The following is an 18,683-nucleotide window of genomic DNA, read 5'->3' on the forward strand; positions in this document are numbered from 1 at the left end:
TCATCTGAACAATACCTGCCGGAGGATAACAAGTACTGTGATATGCAGAGGATAAAATAAATAAAAGAAATACTTCGCAGCTTTTCCTTTTATAAAGCCGCGTTTTCCATTGTACATATTAATGGAAATGAAAGCAAAACATGCCTTCCATTCATAGGCAAGCCAGCAGCTTCCCACAATAGCCTGGGAAGCTTTTTCATTGCGCAGAAGATACATGATCAGAAGAAAAATATAACCTCTCCAGCCATAATCTGCATTTACAATGAAGGAAAGTCCGAAAAGAGCAAGAAGACAGAGCATCTGTTTCCATCTGTTTTCCCAGAAATATTCGATGGCGCAGAACGCCAGGTATCCGAGAAATAATGTAAAAAATACATTCTGTTTTGCATAATGCCATGTGTTGGCAAACATGAAATTCCACGGTATTTCAGAAATCAATGCAAAAATCAGAAGGTTTCTGCCATATTTCCGTCGGTTGCTTGTATGTAAAAATCCCTCAACCAGAAGAAAACAGAAAATCGGAAAAGCACACCGTCCGATATCACGGCAGAGACGGTATGTACTGATTGCCAGTCCGTTAAGATAAAATAAAGGCCGCAGTGCCGGCGCATACAGTCTTAGAATTATTGCCGCACTGTGATCAATCAGCATGGTTATGATCGCTATCATTTTCAGGGCACTGCCGCTCAGAATCTGGAAACGAGCGGGAAAAAAAGAAGCAGGAAGTTTGTCTGACATGGTTTACTCCTTATTTTTATACTATTTGTCTTATATTAACATATTACCAGAAAAAATACTCTGTTTTTTTACAAAGTTTGACTGGACTAAAATGATGTTTTATGAGAAAATAATCTAAGGTTGTTAGCTAATTATTTAACAACATCAAAGTAAATTTATACTTGAAAGGAGTTTTAACATGATTTATTCACGCGAAGTAGAAGAAATGTGCCCAGTTGCACAGGGAGTTCATCACGGCGCTGCTCCGATTCCGGAAGAAGCAAAGTGGGTACAGGCAAAGGAAGTGAAGGACATTTCTGGTTTCACACATGGTGTAGGCTGGTGTGCTCCTCAGCAGGGTGCTTGTAAACTGTCCCTGAACGTAAAAGAGGGTATCATTCAGGAAGCTCTCGTAGAAACTATTGGATGTTCAGGAATGACTCATTCAGCAGCTATGGCAGCAGAAATCCTTCCGGGACTTACCGTTATGGAAGCTCTGAATACAGACCTTGTATGTGATGCCATCAATACAGCAATGAGAGAACTTTTCCTTCAGATTGTATACGGACGTTCTCAGTCTGCATTCTCTGAAGACGGACTTGCAGTAGGTGCAGGACTTGAAGACCTTGGTAAAGGACTTCGTTCTCAGGTTGGTACCATGTACGGAACTCTGAAAAAAGGACCTCGTTACCTTGAAATGGCTGAAGGTTATGTTACAGGTATCGCTCTTGACGAAAACGATGAGATCATCGGTTATCAGTTCGTAAGCCTTGGCAAAATGACTGATTTCATCAAGAAAGGTGATGACCCGAACACTGCATGGGAAAAAGCAAAAGGTCAGTACGGCCGTGTTGCAGATGCAGTTAAGATCATCGACCCACGTAAAGAGTGATTATAATTTTTCAGGAGGATAAGTAAATGGCTTTATTTGAATCATATGAGAGACGAATTGACAAAATCAATTCTGTTTTAAACAGTTATGGAATTGCTTCCATCGAAGAAGCAGAAAAAATCACCAAAGATGCAGGTCTTAATGTATACGATCAGATCAAAGGCATTCAGCCGATCTGCTTTGAAAATGCATGTTGGGCATACACTGTAGGTGCTGCTATCGCAATCAAAAAAGGATGCAGACGTGCAGCAGATGCAGCAGCAGCTATTGGTGAAGGACTTCAGGCTTTCTGTATTCCTGGATCCGTTGCTGATACACGTAAAGTAGGTCTTGGACATGGTAATCTTGGTAAAATGCTTCTGGAAGAAGAAACAGACTGCTTCTGTTTCCTGGCTGGACATGAATCTTTCGCAGCTGCTGAAGGTGCTATCGGTATTGCAGAAAAAGCTAACAAAGTTCGTCAGAAACCTCTTCGTGTTATCCTGAACGGTCTTGGAAAAGACGCTGCACAGATCATCTCCCGTATCAACGGATTTACATATGTTGAAACAGAATATGATCCATATAAAAACGAAGTAAAAGAAGTATTCCGTAAATCTTACTCTGAAGGACTTCGTGCAAAAGTTAACTGCTACGGCGCTAACAGCGTTCCGGAAGGTGTTGCTATCATGTGGAAAGAAGGCGTTGACGTTTCTATCACAGGTAACTCCACTAACCCGACTCGTTTCCAGCATCCGGTTGCAGGTACTTATAAGAAAGAATGCAACGAAAAAGGAAAGAAATACTTCTCAGTTGCTTCCGGCGGTGGTACAGGACGTACACTTCATCCGGATAACATGGCAGCAGGCCCTGCTTCCTACGGTATGACTGATACACTTGGACGTATGCACTCTGATGCTCAGTTTGCAGGATCCTCTTCTGTACCGGCTCACGTAGAAATGATGGGTCTTATCGGCGCTGGTAACAACCCGATGGTTGGTATGACAGTTGCTGTAGCTGTTTCCATTCAGGAAGCTGCTGACGCTGGCAAATTCTAAGAAACCCAGTAAAACCACAATGTCATTAACTTAAAAGCAGAAGATATTTAGTCCTAAAAGGATTAGATATCTTCTGTTTTTTTTGATATGCTTGTATTGTAAAAAGAAACTTAACTCAGATGCTTTTTGACGGCTTAGATATTAATATTCCTACCACTGCTGAAACACTGAAACTGTATGGTTCTGCAGGCTGAAAAACACAAAGCCCCAGGAACAAATAGGATTAGGCTGTATTTATGATGTAATGAATCGTAGATTACAAAAAAGAGCAAAACAATTCACCAAGCTCCCAGTTCTGCATCAGAATCTTGATACATCATTATTTGAAGTGAGTTAACAAAGATATCTCCCGATTATCGGGATTAGTTTGATCACGTAAATAATAAAGAAGGATATTAAATATGTGCAAAAAACAAATCCAAATCGCCAGATATGTTGTGATACGGACATATGAAAAAAAAGTTTTTCATAATGCATGATAACCGGATGAATCAGATAGATACCAAAACTGCAGGAAGAGATTACTGAGAGTTTGGAAAGAAACCTATCCGGTAAGAGTCTGTTCCAAGGTACATTCTTGGCAGCTTCAAATACTGCAACAGAAAGAAAAACTGCGTGGAACATAACATATCCTTTGATGGTAGTATCTGTCTCTCCTTTTTGCATAGAAAAAATATATGTATATATAAAGCGGAAAAGGAATCCACCAACTCCGAGAATATAGATTATAATACGCATTCCAGGGCTGAATTCCTGAGCTGAGATCAGATGGCCAAGCAGAATATATATTATAAGACTCCCAACAACGGGGATATCAAGTCCCCAGGAAATGCCAAACCACATATTAAGAAGTGGGAGGCAGGAAGCAAATATAAAATTCAGTAATACGATATACCAAAGGATTTTTTTCCTTTCAAGTAAAAGAGAAAAAACCGGAATTGCCAGGTAACAGGCGAATAATGCACTGAAAAACCAGTAGATGGGCATTATTCTGTTGTTAACTATCAGATCAAATATGTATTTTACAGAATGGCTTTCTAGTGTGAATTTTCCGGTTTTACATTTCCAAAGCAGTGTAAGAAAGCTCCATAATAACCATGGAATAACTGTACGCAAAATTCTTTTTTGGAAGAAAGTAACAGTATTATATTTGGAACGATAATTCATGAGATTTGCACCACTTAACATCAAAAATACTGGGACAGCCCAGTAAAATCCGCATTCTATAACTAAACTTTCTTTCCATGCAAGGGTATTGGAAAAATTATGTACAATGCCGTTATGATGAAGAAGAATAACTGCAAAGCATGCAAATATGTTTAATATGTCAAAATATATAACTCTGTTTGAGTTCGAAGTTTTTTTGTTCATACAATAGGCTGCTCCTTTGTGTTATTTTGAATTAACTGGTAAGCTGAGTTTATAGATACCTTTTTATTATAAACATAAAAAATAAAGAAGAAAAGTATATAAAATTATTTTTATATTTATAGAAATCTGCTTTTTTGATACTATGGTTATATCAGAGAAGCAGTGTTTGTTTTTATGTCTGCAACATGATATAATAAAAAATCAGAAATATGAAATCAGAGGAAACCTCATATCATGAAAAAAGAAGTGAGAAAAAAGAAATTATATAACATAGAATTTATCCGTTTTGTGTTTGCGATATGCATTATATATTTTCACCTGCTGCATTCTTACATCATGCCTCATACGAAGGACAGCAGCGTATACCAATATCTGTCGGATCAGGTATTATATTCCAAGTATATCGTGGAATGTTTTTTTATAATGTCCGGATATTTTCTGTACCACACGATCCGAAATCATCCGGACTGGACAGTTGGAACGTTTGTCTGCAAAAAGATCAGCAGGCTGTGGCCATCTCTTGCATGTTCTGTTATAATAATGGCAGCGTTTTTCGGAAAGACTTTTTATGCGTCTTTCCTTGATCTGCTTTTCCTGCAGTCAAGTGGACTGGCGACAGACTGGAAGGGGCTGAACTGGTATGTGTCTGCATTTTTTGTCGCAGAGGTATTTTATTTCCTGCTTGATAAATGCGTGAACGATCCAAATAAGATGAAACTGATCACCTGCCTGCTGGTTTATTTTGGTTATGAGTTGAATATCAGCGGAACAGACGGTGAATTTGGACGGAATATGATTTATGGTGTTTTTAATATGGGCGTTGCAAGGGCGCTTGCCGGAGTGGGGCTGGGATATCTGATCGGACAGATTTATGAATCAGCATCTGCAAAATGGCGTGCCAGAAGAACCGTTTCAAATACAAATGATATAAAAGAAACCGTAGTTATTTCATGCCTGGAACTGGTTACACTGATTATGCTCATCATTAATTTTTTCTTTAACCAATATGCATATGAAAACCAGTTTATAGTCGTAGTTTTGTTTGCTGCATTTTTTATCTGTCAGCTTACAGGAAAGGGTGTTTTTTCCAGGATTACAAACAATCCGGTGGCCGGATTTGCAGGAAAGTATGCCTACTCTGTTTATGTTATGCAGGAAGTTGCTTTTGCTGTAATGAAACACACATGGTGGAAGAGTGAAGATTTTATTTATGATCATGTAGTGATATCACTTGGAATATCTGTTTTTATGGCAGTTGCCATCGGAATTTTAACATATTATCTGATTGAAAAACCGGGTGCAAAGATCATGATCAGGCTATTCAGTCCTTTTTTATGACAGAACGATGAAAATTATATTTGTATGGGAGGGCAGTTAAATGCCAAAAGTTTCAATTTTAATGCCTGCATGTAATGTAGAAAATTTCTTAAGAGAGTGTATGGACAGTGTTGTGAATCAGACGCTGAAAGATATAGAGATTATATGCCTTGATGACGGCTCAAAGGACAGCACAGGAAATATTCTTGATGAATATGCTGCGAAAGACAGCCGTGTAAAAGTAATCCATAAACCTAATTCAGGATATGGTCACAGCATGAATGTGGGACTGGATCATGCAACGGGAGAATATATTGGTATTATCGAGACAGATGATTTTGCTGATACGGAAATGTTTGAGAAATTATATATTACAGCAAAAGAAAATAATGCTGATATGATTAAATCTAACTACTATAAATATAAATCAAAGCCAGAACCACGAAGCACTTTTCTTGAAGTGCTGAAGCCTTATGAGAGGCTGTATGGCAAAGCATTCTGTCCGGTAGATGAGATGGAGGTCTTTCATGTTCGTCCCTGCATCTGGACAGGAATTTACAGAAGAGAGATGCTTACAGAACAGAACATTCGGTTTACAGAGACGCCGGGGGCTTCTTATCAGGATACATCATTCGCATTCAAGGTCTGGGCAAGTGCCAGAAGAGCAGTAATCGTAAAAGATGCTTATCTTCATTATCGCGTAGATAATGAGAATTCTTCTGTAAAATCAGCAGCCAAGATTTTCTGTCTTTGTGATGAATATGAATCCACAGAGAAATTTCTGGAGGAACGTCCTGAGTTAAAGGAAAAACTGTCGGGTCTTATGACATCGCTGAAGTATGAATCTTATAACTGGAATCTGAAGAGACTTGCTTTTGAATTCAAGTATGTATTTTTGATGGAGATGAACAGACAGTTCTCAGCAGCCAGACGTTCCGGTATTCTGAAAGAGGAATATTTTACAGAGGAAAACTGGTTCAGAGTTAATCAGATTGTAGATGATATGGATGGCTATTTTAATGAATACTGCAAGAATGATCTGGGCAAATATGAAAGCGTCCGGGAAATGGCTTTCCAGCTGAAAAAACTTGAAAAAAAGGTTCAGGATCTGGAAAATTCAACATCTCTGAAAGTGGGACGGGCAGTTACTGCTGTTCCGCGTAAAATGAAAAAAATAATTAAATAACCGGAGGGAAATATGAATAAGAAATATGATTATCTTGTAGTTGGTGCCGGACTTTACGGTGCAGTTTTTGCACATGAGGCAAAGGCAGCAGGAAAATCTGTCCTTGTGATTGACAGAAGACCTAATATAGCCGGAAATGTATATACAGAAGAAACAGAAGGAATCAATGTCCATAAATATGGTGCACATATTTTTCATACAAACAATAAAAAGGTATGGAATTATGTTACGAAATTTGCGGATTTTAACCGTTTTACAAACAGCCCGGTAGCCAATTATAAGGGTGAGTTGTATTCACTTCCTTTTAATATGTATACTTTTAATAAAATGTGGGGCGTGGTAACTCCGGAAGAGGCAGAGGCGAAAATCCGTCAACAGAGAGAAGAAGCCGGAATCGCTGATCCGAAAAATCTTGAGGAACAGGCAATTTCCCTTGTTGGCCGTGATATTTTTGAGAAACTTGTTAAGGGTTATACAGAGAAGCAGTGGGGGCGTGACTGTAAAGATCTGCCTGCGTTTATAATCAAGCGTCTTCCGGTGCGTTTTACTTTTGACAATAATTATTTTAATGCACTGTATCAGGGAATTCCTACAGGCGGTTACACCAAAATGGTGGCAAATATCCTGGATGATATAGAAGTTATTCTTAATCAGGATTACCTGGACAGAAAAGAAGAATTTGATTCCATGGCAGACAAAGTAATTTATACAGGTCCGGTGGATGCGTATTTTGGATATAGAGAAGGTTATCTTGAATACAGATCTGTGCGTTTTGAAACTGAGGTTCTTGAACAGCCGAATTTCCAGGGGAATGCAGCTGTCAACTATACAGACAGAGAGACACCGTGGACAAGGATTATTGAACATAAATGGTTTGAATTCGGCAAAGATGCCAACGGAAATGATCTTCCAAAGACTGTTATCAGCCGTGAATTCAGTTCTGAATGGAAGCCGGGAGACGAGCCGTATTATCCGGTCAATGATGAGAAAAACAGTGAGTTGTATAATAAATATAAAGAACTTGCAGCCAGAGAGGAAAATGTGATTTTTGGTGGTCGTCTTGGAGAATATAAATATTATGACATGGATGCAGTAATTGCATCTGCACTTGAAATGAGTGAAAAGGAACTGGGCAGATAGTAGTTTTAAATGTGTAATTGTTCACTCCGTTCACAGAAATTTAAATGTTACATAAATATGAAAAACCTGTGAAAAAAGATTGCATTGCCATATAAAAACTGCTATAGTTGATTTTGGAAGCGGCTGACTGGTACCGGGAGGGGAGCGGTATAGTCAGACATAAAGGTTGAATTAAATTAAGGAGTTGTTTTTTTATGTTAAAAGTAACAGAAAAATGGAAGGTCGCATTATTTATTTTACTGATGATGACTGTTTTTCTGATGAGCGGAACCGCAAAAAAAGTTTCCGCAGATACTTACGATGTTGGTCAGTGCAGGGTTGTTTTTGCCAACAGTAAAGGTGTTGTCAGTACACAGTTATACAAAAGCTGGGAACAGATCGTAGATGCAGGAAGTTATATTACGCTTCCGGAATACAGTAAATCAGGCTACCGAATATACTGGACTGTAAAATATAATGGCAAAACTACCAAGTATAAACCTGGTGCATCTGTGCAGATCACAAGAAATACGAAATTCTGTATGAAGTATTATAAACTTTATACAGTGAGATTTTATAATCCGTCCGGTAAAGGCGAATTCAAAAATCTCAGGGTTCAGGCAATAAAGGGCGAAAGGATCACATTGCCGGAGCGTTCCCTGAATTCTGATACAAAGACAGCTGTCTGGGCAACAAAGATTAAAGGAACTTCAACAAAGAAACCGGGTGCAAGTGTTAAAGTTACCGGAAACATGAAGTTTTATGTAGTTGTCAAGAGTGCACCGTCAGGAGTGAAACTCTGCTATAATACAGGCGGAGTATGGAAAACAATTACAAATACAGCCGGTACAGCTACGTTCCCTGCCGTAAATATGAAGAATGGTGACATGTGTCTTGGCTGGTCCAGAAAAAAGGGTAAGTCAACCTTGCCGAATTACAAGACAGGAGATAAAATCCCATCTAAATCTGGAACTTATTATATGGTTGTTTTCAAAAAAACCATGGACAGGGAACCGGCACAGATAAAGACCCTGACTTCTTATGACAGTGTTTATTTTGTTGGTGATTCAAGAACATGGGGAATGATGCTGAGTCTTGGGGAAAGATGCCCTTCAAATGTTCATTTTGTATATCGGCGACGCGAGGGATTATCCTGGTTAAAGAGTGACGGATACAAAAAGCTTCTGTCACGAATGTCAAATGAGCCTGCTGATTCCAAAAAAGCAGTTATTTTTAACTTTGGTGTTAACGATCTGAACAATGTAAATAAATATGTAAAATACATGAAAAACATTTCAGGAAAACTGAAAAGAAATAACAGTGATCTCTATTATATGTCGGTAAATCCTTATAATAGTGCGATGTATGCAGGATCAAAATCAAGACGTTCAGAAGCCAAAATTGCAAGTTTTAATAAGACCATTTACAATAAACTCTGCAAAGGCAGAAATAAACGTTACACTTATATAAATACCTGTACAGGTCTCCAGAAATATGGATGGATAAGTACAAGACCGGAAGATGGCGTTCATGACGGACTTCATTATTCTGTTGCAACATATCTCAGGATTTATAATTACTGTATTAATTATCTGAATCGATATTAAACTGAAACAGAGAGGAATCATCAGATGAAACGTGTTATCACATATGGAACTTTTGATCTGCTCCATTACGGACATATCAATCTTCTGAGAAGAGCCAGACAGTTGGGAGATTATCTGATCGTAGGGCTTTCCACAGATGAATTTAACTGGAATGAAAAGCAGAAAAAATGTTATTTTTCCTATGAAAAACGTAAACAGCTACTGGAAGCAATCCGTTATGTGGATCTTGTAATTCCGGAAGAAAACTGGGAACAGAAACGTACAGATGTAAAAGAATATCATGTTGATACATTTGTTATGGGAGATGACTGGAAAGGTAAATTTGATTTCCTTAAAGAAGAAGGCTGTGAAGTGGTATATTTGCCACGCACACCAGAAATCTCCAGTTCACAGATCAAGCAGGATCTTCACACAAAAGATCAGAAAAAATAACAAACATAGAAAAGACCGGAGCGTTAGGAGGCTCCGGTCATTTCTTTTACAGAACAGAATCTGTATCCCATATCTTCCCAACGGGTAAGAAGCTCGTCAAGAATAGCTCCGTTAGTAGAAGAAGTGTTGTGAAGAAGCACAATTGCTCCGGGATGGATGCGTGTGAGGAGTTTTTGAAAAGCTTCTTCTTTTGAAGGCTGTTGATCCTGAATCCAGTCTACATATGCAAGGCTCCAGAAAAAAGTAGAGTAGCCCAGTTTTTGTGCCGTTGAAAGATTTTCTGTACTGTATATACCGCGTGGCGGTCGATACAATTTCGGCATAGATTCACCTGTGGTCTCCTGGTAAAGCTTTTCTACTCCTGAGAGTTCATTCTGAAAAGATTCTTCTGTAGAAATCTGGGACATATCCGGATGAGTCATTGTGTGATTGCCAACCAGGTGTCCTTCCTGCAGCATTTGTCTGATGAGATCAGGATTATCTTTTACAAAATTTCCGACAACAAAAAAAACAGCAGGAGCATTGTGCTTTTTTAACGCCTTAAGGATCAGATGCGTATTTCCGTTTTCATAACCACAGTCAAATGTAAGATAAATTTTTTTATCTTCTGTAGGGTTAATATAGTAGGCATTATATTTCTTTAATTCATCAGAACCTGCATTTCCTGTCGGAGCTTTTCCTTCTTCTTGAAAACTCAAGCCCCAGCTGCTGGAAGCGGGAGCAGATGTAACAGAAACTTTGGAAGAAAAGTGTTTGGTGATTATTCCTGCTGTTGAACCCCAAATAAAAGCAGCAGCATAGAGAATAAATAATTTTAGATGTGAAAGAGAAAATAATTTTGAAATTACTCTGGAGAGATTAATACGCATGTAAACTCCGGGATTTTTTTATATGTATATGAAAGAGAGCAAAAAATTAGAGCCATCAGATTATTTTTTCTGGTGGCTCTTTTACTGTTCATTATCCAATGGACTGTACCTCCTGATAATATTTATAAAACATCTGGAATGAAAGTTATGTTCTTGGTGGACTGTACCTCTCTTTCGAAAAATTATTTAAAATAAATTTACGTTTCTGGTGGTTTGTACCTTCCTTTCTTAGATTATGAGATTTCGCTTATGATTTCGGTGGTCTCACTCCTTTTTGTTTATTTGTATTTCCTTTTGTTTTATGAGTAAACTATAACAGATAATATTTAATATGTCAAGCTGTATTTATAAAATAATAATAAAAATATTTTATATACTGCAAATGGGTTTTGAGCAAAGCAATTGACTGATAATTATATAAAACAGGAAAGCAGTTCCTTGCAAGTGAATAATGAAAAAGATTTGGGAGAAACTATTCTTATTAAAAAATGGAGGTGCAGAGCCAGTGTTACGATATTTACCGATAAGAAAAATTCACGCAAGACAAGTTCTGGATTCCAGAAGCAATCCTACAGTTGAAGTCGAGGTGACTGTTGGAGAAGGTGTAATGGGGATTGATGGGTATACAGCGAAGGCAATGGTGCCTTCCGGTGCATCTACAGGAAAATTTGAGGCAGTGGAATTACGAGATGGCGATAAAAATTATTACCTTGGTTTAAGTGTTAAAAAAGCAGTAAATAATGTGAATACACGGCTGGCAGAAGCTCTTGTGGGAGAGAATGCGCTAGAACAGAGCAGAGTAGACAGAATACTGGCAGAATCAGATGGGACAGAAAATAAAAGCAGCGCGGGCGCAAATGCGATACTGGGTGTTTCTATGGCAGTTGCAAGAGCAGCAGCAATGGCTCTTAGAATTCCTCTGTATCAGTATCTTGGAGGATGTAATCGCAAAATTCTTCCAGTTCCCATGATGAATATAGTCAATGGCGGTGCTTGTGTTATTATAATGACACAAAGCAGAAACCCTTATAATATAAGGGCTCTAGCGATTTAGTCCTAAATAATTTTCGTAACAGAATAACGAATTTATGAAGGAAAGGCCTCTCTTTTGTATAATCCTAATTTAAATAGAAAAAGATTTCAGTACATGGCTGAGATGTTTTAACTATACCATGAAAGCGGTGATAATTAAATATAGAAATGTTTTTAGGACTGAATTAGCTCGCACGGACTTATGTTCCTGCTTTCTGATTCGGTCCTTTTTTTGTAGAAATTGTAAAGGAAGGTAAGAATGAATATGGCAAAGATTATATCCGTTGTCAACCAGAAGGGTGGAACTGGAAAGTCCGCTTGTGCCGCAAATCTTGGTGTTGGGTTGGCACTTATGAAACAAAAAGTACTTATTGTAGACGCAGATCCGCAGTGGGATGTATCTGCAAGTCTTGGCTATCGTGATTGCGATGATAGTAATGAAACTCTGACCAATCTGATGGAAATGGTGTTAAGTGATGAAGATATTCCAGAAGATTGTTTTATCCAGCATCAGGAAGAAGGCATTGATATTATTTGTTCCAATATCGGTTTAGCAGGGACAGAAGTACAGCTTGTAAATGCTATGAGCCGTGAATTTGTCCTGAAACAGATTATTAACCAGGTAAAGGACCAGTACGATACCATCATCATTGATTGTATGCCATCTTTGGGGATGCTTACGATTAATGCATTGGCTGCTTCGGATGAAGTATTGATTCCGGTGGAAGCGTCTTATCTTCCAATTAAAGGATTGCAGCAGCTTCTGAAAACAATTGGAAAAGTACGCAGGCAGATCAATCCGAAACTGGAGATTGCTGGAATATTATTTACCATGGTGGATGCACATACGAATGACGCAAGAAATAACATGGAATTGCTCCAAAATAGTTATGGCAGTCAGATTCATATTTTTGACCAGTACATTCCTTTTTCAGTCAGAATGAAGGAAGCAGTCAGGGAAGGACAGAGTATTTTCCGATATGATGCGAAAGGAAAAGTCGCAGATGCTTACAGAAAGTTGACAGAGGAGGTTCTTGCAAATGGCAGTTAATAAAAAAGCTACACCAATTTCCCTACAGCCGTTGGATGAACTGTTTGGAACATCCGGCGATGAACAAAATGGTGTCTGTGAAGTTTTGCTGGATAGTATCCATCCATTTCCAAATCATCCGTTTAAGGTTTTGGATGATGAAAAAATGAAGGAATTGTCGGATAGCGTCAAGCAATACGGGGTATTGGTTCCGGGTATCGTGAGAATGAAGTCGTCCGGTGGTTATGAGTTGATTTCAGGTCATCGTCGAAAAAGAGCCTGTGAAATTGCAGGACTTCAAAAAATGCCGGTCATTATTAAAGACCTTACAGATGATGAATCAACCGTGATTATGGTAGATTCCAATATTCAGAGGGAGGAACTACTTATCAGCGAAAAAGCCTTTGCCTATAAGATGAAATATGAAGCACTGAAACGGCAGGGAAAACGAACAGACTTAACTTCTTGCCAACTTGGCAAGAAGTTGGCGGCAGAGGAAGTAAGTCAGAATACCGGAGATAGTACCAGACAGATTTTGAGATATATCCATCTGGCAGAACTGATACCGGAAATGTTAGGTCTGGCTGACGAGAAAAAGATTCCTTTCAATACTGCGGTAGAATTATCTTACTTAAAAGAGGAGGAACAGAAGATCTTACTCCAATATATGAACACTCATAGCATGGTGCCTTCCATGAAGCAGGCACAGGAGTTGAAGCAGATTTCAAAGGAACAGACACTGACCTATCTTGAGATTGATCAGATTTGTATGAATGAAAAAAAGGAAAAACTCCAGGTGCAGATTCCAGCAAAGAAATTGAAACAGTATTTCCCGGAGACATATACAAAGGATCAGATGGAGGAAATAATCTTTATGCTTCTTGCGTCATGGGCAGAAAGTGAGGGCAAAAATGAATCATGAAGCTACAGTAAGAAGATTACAGAAATATCAGAGAAATATTGAAAAGATAAGAAGAAGCAGGAGAAAAAAGAGGTTAATCCATTTTCTGAAAAGGTTCGGATTTCTTTTAGGAGGAAAGTGAAAAGATGGCTGTGAAGATAGTTAGACGTTATGACCGGGAAGGAAATGAAATTACAGAGGAAGATCTTAAAACTTTTCGGTTAGACTCACCTGTGGTAAGAGAAATTCTGGCTAACCTTAATCGAGAAATTGAAGAAGGGGTCAGACGGAAGGAGCAAAAAGATGAAGATTCAGGATGTGATTAAAAAAGCACTGTTACCAATGTCAGCTATGATCTTCTGGCTTTGGATGGTAAAAACGATTATGGAAGTTAGTGGGCATACAGAGTTATTCATGTTCCTGTTCCTTGCAGGGCTTCCGTTTGGAATACATAAGATGTGCATTATTCTGGTACCCAAGGGTATGGATGTTGGTGGAACATTAGGAATGATCACATTGAGTGTTATAATCGGTGGGCTATTGGGAAGTCTCATGATTCCATATTATGTAGTGAGAGCCGTTTATGTGACCATCCGATATATTGTGAAAAGATAGAAATTTTGATTAGAGGCAGGCTTGCGAAATAAAATTCGTGGGTCTGCCTCTTTTTTTTGTGCGATAAAGCTGGAAAGTACAAAGACAAACTTGTTTGGATTTATATTTGACAGCCAACGGTCATTGAGCAGCATGGCTGCGAAATGTGTCTAAATTCAGGCAATTCAGAGAGAAATCTCTTTTGCATAAAGAAAAAATGGAGGTAAATGAGTATGAGAGAACGTATCAAGAACAAAGAGATAACAAAGGAAATCCGGGCACAGCTCCCGATTATTACTCCGGCTATGTTTAAGGAAAGAGGATGTTCTTATTGTCCTTATTATGCGGGGACTTTTGAAAAACGACCTCGATGTATGATGGCAGCCTGTGCATGGGATGATGAGGAAGAACATTTTCATCCTGTACTTCGTCAGATGCTTCCGGAATTTAAAAGGAAGATGGAAAAAGCGGAGGAAAAATATCTGGAACAGAAAAAAGCCTATGACACTTTGTCGAGGATGTTCGCAGCAGAAATGGCGCAGGAAGAACTGGAAAAGGATGAGTGTTACGGTTGTTGCTATGCAAAGTGCGGACCGTGTATCGGGCTGTGTTATAAGACATTGAAAGGATAGGAGGTACAGTGGTATGAATACAGCGATTATTTCAGGCAGATTAGTCCGTGATCCTGGTTACAACGAGACACAGAATGAAAAAGGACTTCATAAGATCGCTAAGTTTGTGCTGGCTGTCCGAAGAAATTATTCGGATGATGTCAGCTTCATTCCGGTTAAGGCATTTGCAAAAAAGGCAGAATTTGTTCGGGATTATCTGGTGCAGGGAACAAAGGTTATGGTGGAAGGTGAGATCATAACCGGCAGTTACGAGAATAAGGAAACTGGGAAAAAAGTATATACGACTGAGCTTTATGCTGACCGTATTGAGTTTGCCGGTGCAAAGATGCCGGAGAAAATGCCGGAACCGATGGAAGGGGATGGGTTTTTGAATATCCCGGAATCTATGGAAGAAGAAATGCCGTTTCGATAGGAGGAAAAACCAATGATAATGTTAAACAAAGAGTACATGATTAACCATATGAGAAATGAGGATGGTTCCATCAATATCAAAAATGTAGTATTGGCGGCAGCCTGTGAAGCAACGGAGCTGTTCCAGTGTCTGATCGTGATGGACAATAATTTTACGGACTGGAGCCGCTTTGTTGCCCGTCTGGAGCAGAATATTGAAAAACAGGACTATGATAAAGTCCATGAACTCTGTCAGACAATGTATGAAATGAAGCATCTGTCAGAAGAATTGGAAGGGTTGTATCTGGTTCGTGATGATGAAGAGCTTTGTTCCCTTTATTATCAGGTATTTGTGGGAATGCTGGATCTGACTTTGTTTTCAACGGAGGCAATGGTTGATTTAAATGGAGGTAAGCATGGTGAGTAATCAGGAATATATGCCGGTAGAGTGCCTGTTGGTGCCGAAAATATTATTTAAGGATGAAAGATACCGCTCTTTATCCATTACAGCAAAGGTATTATACAGCCTCTTGCTGGATCGGACAAAATATGCGGTACAGAACAAATGGATTGACCAGGATGGAGAAATCTTTGTGATTTATCCCAAAAGTGAGATGATCAGGGATCTGAAAAGCACCAGATACCGGATTGACGATGCAATTTCAGAATTGGAAAAAATGGGAAACATGGTTCGGGTTGTCAAAGATAATGGCAGACCGAACCGTTTCTATATAAATGATATTTCAAAGAAAGAGGAGGAAAAAACTATGTTGACAATCAATGATTTAATGATGATGGTAGGACCGGAGGAGGCAGAAGAGATCATGGACAAAATGGTGACAGCTGCCAGAGAAATTGTGGATGACCTGATGAAGAAAGGTTATCTTGAGGTTATTAATGAAGGGTATTCAAAGAAAATTCATTTGAATGATGAAGATGAATTGGCAGATGTTCCAGAGGATTTTGATGAGGATGACTTCAATCCCGATGAATTAAGTCCGATGGAACTGAGATGCTACTGTGATGAGTATGGCAATCTGGATGATGAAGCAATCGAAGACGATGCCAGCGAATTTGGTATGGATCTGGCATTTGGTGTGTTCGAGTTGTTTGAGAATGATCCGGAACGAGTTGAGGATATTCGTCAGCACTTCAATTATGTTTATAAGATGAAGTCCATGAAGAAGTTTATGGCTGTCGTTGAGACAATGGCAGTCCTTTGTGGGAATTCTCCGGAATGGATCGAAGATATGTATGCCTGCAACAAAGGTGCCAGACGTATTTATCTGAAAGAACTGGTTCATGTTTTCAATATGTACCTTGATATGTTTAAGAACAAGGAAATGGAATAATGAGGATGAAGGAATGGATTTTGAATACTTCAAGGTAGAAGAATCCGAGCAGTTTTCATTTTTCCGTATTCCCAAAGCACTGTTCACAGAAAAAGAGTTTGCGTGTCTGTCCACGGATGCAAAGCTTCTTTACGGCATCCTGTTGGACAGGATCAATCTTTCCAAGAAAAACGGATGGGTGGATGCAGATGGTTTTGTTTACATTATTTATACAGTAGCGGAACTTCAGGAAGTGCTGCATATGTCACACACAACGGTTACGAAACTTCTCCGGGAGTTGGACAGCATCCATGGTATCGGTTTGATCGAACGGTATCCGCAGGGCTGCAACCGTCCGGCTATCATTTATGTGAAGAACTTTGTAAAACGCATCCGTGGCAAACCAGCTATTTATTATCCTTCTGGAACGCAAGAAATTTGCAGTCCGGAGCGCAAGAATCTGGAAGTCCGGAGTGCAAGAAATTTGCAGTCCGGAACGCAAAAAATTGGAAGTCCGGAACGCAAAAATTTTGCCACAAGTAATACTGATATAAATAAGACTGATAAGAATGATACTGATAAGAGTAAGAAGCACTCGTGTGGAAACGAACGGATCAGCTTTTATGGTCGCTTTGGAAATGTCAGACTTTCCGGGGATGAATACCGGGAGTTAAGGAAACTGTATCCCTATGATTACCAGAGGTTGACCGATCAGCTTTCTGCTTACATGAAATCCAGTGGAAAGACCTATCAGGATCATTTTGCAACGCTTCTGCTCTGGGCAGAAAGGGAAGATATGAAACCCGGTTCTGGAAAATATGATTTTGAGGAGGGAGAATCTCTATGACAGATAGCAGGACTGTAGCTGATTTTCTGGGTGAAGATGGGTGCCTCCGGTGTGGTAAATGCGGGAAAAGAAAGCAGCTGAAGATCAATTTTTTCGGGAGAGACAAAGTAGTTGGGTGTATGTGCGACTGCGAAGCTCAGGCAAGGAAAGAGAGAGAAGAACAGCTCCGCCGGGAGGAGGCACAGAGAGACCTTTACCATAGAAAAACGGTAGGGTTGAAAGACCGGAGGTTCTGGGAGTGGCGTTTTGAAAATGACAATGGGACGAATGATAAGATGCTCATTGCCAGACAGTATGTGGATCACTGGGACAAGATGAAGAAAGAAAACGTGGGACTTCTCCTGATGGGACCGGTGGGAACCGGAAAGAGTTTCTTTGCCGGTTGTATCGCCAATGCCCTTCTGGATCAAGGGGAACGGGTAATGATGACCAATTTCTCCCGCATATTAAATGAACTCACGAACTATCAGGCAGATAAAAACCAGATCGTCCAGAACCTTGTGGATTATCCGCTTCTGATTATTGATGATTTGGGGATAGAACGTAATTCCGAGTTTGCCCTGGAGCAGATCTACAACGTGGTTGACAGCAGATACTGTAAGATGAAACCGCTGATCATTACAACAAATCTGGGATTGAATGAAATGAAAGAGGAATCCCTGGATGTTGCCCATAAGAGAATCTACAGCAGAATATTGGAAATGTGTGTTCCAGTGTATTGCGGCGGGACAGACAAACGGAAAGAAGAAGGAACGGAAAAGCTTAATCGGATGCAAAGTCTGATCAGTGGCTGATCGGTTCCTTTTTTGATGAAAGGGGTGATACCAATGGTCTTAGAATGGGACAGCACGTAATACGCTGAAAGGAGGAAAATTCATGCAGGAAGAAGTTACACAGAAGACGGTGACGTTTTGTGTGCGGACTACAAAAATGACGGCAGATGTTCTGAAAAAGGTGATCGCAGCTTATCTGCGGCACCAGAAACAGAAGAGTGCCGAGAAAAAAGCACAGAAAAACCAGCCAAAGCAGGGGAAAATCACGGTGAAGGAACTGGCAAAACAAAATGCCGGGATGACGAATATCGAGATCACGCCCAAGAATATCAAGTCTTTTGAACGGTATGCCAGAAAATATGGGATCAACTATGCCTTAAAAAAGGATAAGTCCAAAGACCCGCCGGTGTATCTGGTGTTCTTTAAGGGACGTGACCAGGATGCGATTAACGCTGCTTTCCGTGAATTTTCCCAGAAGGAGATCCAAAAGGCGAACCGTCCTTCCCTCCATAAGAGGCTGGCTGCGTACAGAAGTATCGTCGCCGGTAAAACGAAGGGCAAAGCCAGGAATAAGCATCAGGAGGTATCCCGGTGAGGAAGCTCACT

General features: G+C 39.6%; 21 protein-coding genes and 1 pseudogene. 19 read left to right on the forward strand and 3 right to left on the reverse strand.

Annotated features, from left to right (window positions below; all coding sequences use genetic code 11):
* Entirely contained in the window at positions 1–738 is a 738-nt protein-coding gene (locus tag ACTNB8_RS05865; protein WP_441053096.1) for a TraX family protein, read from the reverse strand.
* A 178-nt stretch (positions 739–916) separates the two neighbouring features.
* On the opposite strand from ACTNB8_RS05865, the gene ACTNB8_RS05870 reads away from it, so the two are divergent.
* Together ACTNB8_RS05870 and ACTNB8_RS05875 are read left to right on the forward strand one after the other, a co-directional pair.
* Positions 917–1,609: an iron-sulfur cluster assembly scaffold protein gene (locus tag ACTNB8_RS05870; protein ID WP_294677775.1), complete on the forward strand. Its 693-nt coding sequence runs from the start codon at positions 917–919 to the stop codon at positions 1,607–1,609.
* 26 nt (positions 1,610–1,635) lie between these two features.
* Complete coding sequence (locus ACTNB8_RS05875; protein WP_441053098.1) at positions 1,636–2,646, forward strand: GGGtGRT protein; 1,011 nt, start codon at positions 1,636–1,638, stop codon at positions 2,644–2,646.
* Between the two features lie 333 nt (positions 2,647–2,979).
* Here ACTNB8_RS05875 and ACTNB8_RS05880 read toward each other — a convergent pair whose 3' ends face one another.
* Positions 2,980–4,017 carry an acyltransferase gene (locus ACTNB8_RS05880; RefSeq protein ID WP_441053100.1) on the reverse strand — a complete coding sequence of 346 codons (1,038 nt, stop codon included), beginning with the start codon at positions 4,015–4,017 and terminating at the stop codon, positions 2,980–2,982.
* 234 nt (positions 4,018–4,251) lie between these two features.
* On the opposite strand from ACTNB8_RS05880, the gene ACTNB8_RS05885 reads away from it, so the two are divergent.
* From ACTNB8_RS05885 to tagD, 5 genes are all read left to right on the forward strand, one after another.
* Positions 4,252–5,355, forward strand: a complete 1,104-nt coding sequence (locus tag ACTNB8_RS05885; RefSeq protein WP_441053101.1) for an acyltransferase family protein — start codon at positions 4,252–4,254, stop codon at positions 5,353–5,355.
* Between the two features lie 40 nt (positions 5,356–5,395).
* Positions 5,396–6,520, forward strand: a complete 1,125-nt coding sequence (locus ACTNB8_RS05890; RefSeq protein WP_441053102.1) for a glycosyltransferase family 2 protein — start codon at positions 5,396–5,398, stop codon at positions 6,518–6,520.
* A gap of 12 nt (positions 6,521–6,532) precedes the next feature.
* Positions 6,533–7,660 (forward strand): UDP-galactopyranose mutase, encoded by a 1,128-nt coding sequence (gene glf / locus ACTNB8_RS05895; protein WP_441053104.1) that lies wholly within the window; start codon positions 6,533–6,535, stop codon positions 7,658–7,660.
* 194 nt (positions 7,661–7,854) lie between these two features.
* A complete protein-coding gene (locus tag ACTNB8_RS05900) occupies positions 7,855–9,246 on the forward strand; it encodes an SGNH/GDSL hydrolase family protein (protein WP_441053105.1) in 1,392 nt (463 codons plus the stop codon).
* A 24-nt stretch (positions 9,247–9,270) separates the two neighbouring features.
* The gene (gene tagD, locus ACTNB8_RS05905; protein WP_441053106.1) at positions 9,271–9,678 is read left to right on the forward strand and encodes a glycerol-3-phosphate cytidylyltransferase; all 408 of its coding nucleotides are present in this window, start codon (positions 9,271–9,273) and stop codon (positions 9,676–9,678) included.
* Positions 9,679–9,701: 23 nt separating this feature from the next.
* Here the strand turns inward: tagD and ACTNB8_RS05910 are convergent, their stop codons facing one another.
* On the reverse strand, positions 9,702–10,547 hold the full coding sequence (locus ACTNB8_RS05910; RefSeq protein WP_441053107.1) for a delta-lactam-biosynthetic de-N-acetylase: 846 nt from the start codon (positions 10,545–10,547) through the stop codon (positions 9,702–9,704).
* 505 nt (positions 10,548–11,052) lie between these two features.
* Here ACTNB8_RS05910 and eno point away from each other — a divergent pair.
* The 12 genes and pseudogenes from eno to ACTNB8_RS05970 form a co-directional block, all read left to right on the forward strand.
* Positions 11,053–11,538, forward strand: a pseudogene (eno, locus tag ACTNB8_RS05915) (phosphopyruvate hydratase); the annotation flags it as partial.
* Between the two features lie 306 nt (positions 11,539–11,844).
* The gene (locus tag ACTNB8_RS05920; protein ID WP_441053108.1) at positions 11,845–12,630 is read left to right on the forward strand and encodes a ParA family protein; all 786 of its coding nucleotides are present in this window, start codon (positions 11,845–11,847) and stop codon (positions 12,628–12,630) included.
* Entirely contained in the window at positions 12,620–13,531 is a 912-nt protein-coding gene (locus tag ACTNB8_RS05925; RefSeq protein ID WP_441053109.1) for a ParB/RepB/Spo0J family partition protein, read from the forward strand. Before ACTNB8_RS05920 ends, ACTNB8_RS05925 begins: the two co-directional genes overlap by 11 nt.
* A gap of 125 nt (positions 13,532–13,656) precedes the next feature.
* Entirely contained in the window at positions 13,657–13,836 is a 180-nt protein-coding gene (locus ACTNB8_RS05930) for a hypothetical protein (protein ID WP_441053110.1), read from the forward strand.
* Complete coding sequence (locus ACTNB8_RS05935) at positions 13,814–14,125, forward strand: DUF6050 family protein (RefSeq protein WP_441053111.1); 312 nt, start codon at positions 13,814–13,816, stop codon at positions 14,123–14,125. Before ACTNB8_RS05930 ends, ACTNB8_RS05935 begins: the two co-directional genes overlap by 23 nt.
* Before the next feature lie 212 nt (positions 14,126–14,337).
* Positions 14,338–14,736 carry a hypothetical protein gene (locus ACTNB8_RS05940; protein ID WP_441053112.1) on the forward strand — a complete coding sequence of 133 codons (399 nt, stop codon included), beginning with the start codon at positions 14,338–14,340 and terminating at the stop codon, positions 14,734–14,736.
* A 13-nt stretch (positions 14,737–14,749) separates the two neighbouring features.
* Positions 14,750–15,148 carry a single-stranded DNA-binding protein gene (locus ACTNB8_RS05945; RefSeq protein WP_441053114.1) on the forward strand — a complete coding sequence of 133 codons (399 nt, stop codon included), beginning with the start codon at positions 14,750–14,752 and terminating at the stop codon, positions 15,146–15,148.
* Between the two features lie 12 nt (positions 15,149–15,160).
* The gene (locus ACTNB8_RS05950; RefSeq protein WP_441053115.1) at positions 15,161–15,553 is read left to right on the forward strand and encodes a hypothetical protein; all 393 of its coding nucleotides are present in this window, start codon (positions 15,161–15,163) and stop codon (positions 15,551–15,553) included.
* On the forward strand, positions 15,543–16,478 hold the full coding sequence (locus ACTNB8_RS05955; protein ID WP_441053116.1) for a replication initiator protein A: 936 nt from the start codon (positions 15,543–15,545) through the stop codon (positions 16,476–16,478). Before ACTNB8_RS05950 ends, ACTNB8_RS05955 begins: the two co-directional genes overlap by 11 nt.
* A 13-nt stretch (positions 16,479–16,491) precedes the next feature.
* Positions 16,492–17,304, forward strand: a complete 813-nt coding sequence (locus ACTNB8_RS05960; protein ID WP_441053117.1) for a replication initiator protein A — start codon at positions 16,492–16,494, stop codon at positions 17,302–17,304.
* On the forward strand, positions 17,301–18,098 hold the full coding sequence (locus ACTNB8_RS05965; protein ID WP_441053118.1) for an ATP-binding protein: 798 nt from the start codon (positions 17,301–17,303) through the stop codon (positions 18,096–18,098). The genes ACTNB8_RS05960 and ACTNB8_RS05965 overlap by 4 nt, the downstream gene beginning before the upstream one ends.
* Positions 18,099–18,180: 82 nt before the next feature.
* Complete coding sequence (locus ACTNB8_RS05970; RefSeq protein ID WP_441053119.1) at positions 18,181–18,672, forward strand: PcfB family protein; 492 nt, start codon at positions 18,181–18,183, stop codon at positions 18,670–18,672.
* Positions 18,673–18,683: the final 11 nt, after the last annotated feature.

The organism is Blautia sp. HCP28S3_G10 (genome assembly GCF_052065235.1).
GTDB lineage: Bacteria > Bacillota > Clostridia > Lachnospirales > Lachnospiraceae > Blautia_A.

Bases quoted from the DNA above. Each gene is read 5' to 3' on its own strand.
- ACTNB8_RS05890 (WP_441053102.1), top strand. From the start codon at position 5,396: ATGCCAAAAGTTTCAATTTTAATGCCTGCATGTAATGTAGAAAATTTC.
- ACTNB8_RS05970 (WP_441053119.1), top strand. From the start codon at position 18,181: ATGCAGGAAGAAGTTACACAGAAGACGGTGACGTTTTGTGTGCGGACT.
- ACTNB8_RS05880 (WP_441053100.1), bottom strand. From the start codon at position 4,017: ATGAACAAAAAAACTTCGAACTCAAACAGAGTTATATATTTTGACATA.
- ACTNB8_RS05955 (WP_441053116.1), top strand. From the start codon at position 15,543: ATGGTGAGTAATCAGGAATATATGCCGGTAGAGTGCCTGTTGGTGCCG.
- ACTNB8_RS05950 (WP_441053115.1), top strand. From the start codon at position 15,161: ATGATAATGTTAAACAAAGAGTACATGATTAACCATATGAGAAATGAG.
- ACTNB8_RS05935 (WP_441053111.1), top strand. From the start codon at position 13,814: ATGAAGATTCAGGATGTGATTAAAAAAGCACTGTTACCAATGTCAGCT.
- tagD (WP_441053106.1), top strand. From the start codon at position 9,271: ATGAAACGTGTTATCACATATGGAACTTTTGATCTGCTCCATTACGGA.
- ACTNB8_RS05870 (WP_294677775.1), top strand. From the start codon at position 917: ATGATTTATTCACGCGAAGTAGAAGAAATGTGCCCAGTTGCACAGGGA.
- ACTNB8_RS05940 (WP_441053112.1), top strand. From the start codon at position 14,338: ATGAGAGAACGTATCAAGAACAAAGAGATAACAAAGGAAATCCGGGCA.
- ACTNB8_RS05930 (WP_441053110.1), top strand. From the start codon at position 13,657: ATGGCTGTGAAGATAGTTAGACGTTATGACCGGGAAGGAAATGAAATT.
- ACTNB8_RS05945 (WP_441053114.1), top strand. From the start codon at position 14,750: ATGAATACAGCGATTATTTCAGGCAGATTAGTCCGTGATCCTGGTTAC.
- ACTNB8_RS05910 (WP_441053107.1), bottom strand. From the start codon at position 10,547: ATGCGTATTAATCTCTCCAGAGTAATTTCAAAATTATTTTCTCTTTCA.
- ACTNB8_RS05920 (WP_441053108.1), top strand. From the start codon at position 11,845: ATGGCAAAGATTATATCCGTTGTCAACCAGAAGGGTGGAACTGGAAAG.
- glf (WP_441053104.1), top strand. From the start codon at position 6,533: ATGAATAAGAAATATGATTATCTTGTAGTTGGTGCCGGACTTTACGGT.
- ACTNB8_RS05925 (WP_441053109.1), top strand. From the start codon at position 12,620: ATGGCAGTTAATAAAAAAGCTACACCAATTTCCCTACAGCCGTTGGAT.
- ACTNB8_RS05865 (WP_441053096.1), bottom strand. From the start codon at position 738: ATGTCAGACAAACTTCCTGCTTCTTTTTTTCCCGCTCGTTTCCAGATT.
- ACTNB8_RS05960 (WP_441053117.1), top strand. From the start codon at position 16,492: ATGGATTTTGAATACTTCAAGGTAGAAGAATCCGAGCAGTTTTCATTT.
- ACTNB8_RS05875 (WP_441053098.1), top strand. From the start codon at position 1,636: ATGGCTTTATTTGAATCATATGAGAGACGAATTGACAAAATCAATTCT.
- ACTNB8_RS05900 (WP_441053105.1), top strand. From the start codon at position 7,855: ATGTTAAAAGTAACAGAAAAATGGAAGGTCGCATTATTTATTTTACTG.
- ACTNB8_RS05965 (WP_441053118.1), top strand. From the start codon at position 17,301: ATGACAGATAGCAGGACTGTAGCTGATTTTCTGGGTGAAGATGGGTGC.
- ACTNB8_RS05885 (WP_441053101.1), top strand. From the start codon at position 4,252: ATGAAAAAAGAAGTGAGAAAAAAGAAATTATATAACATAGAATTTATC.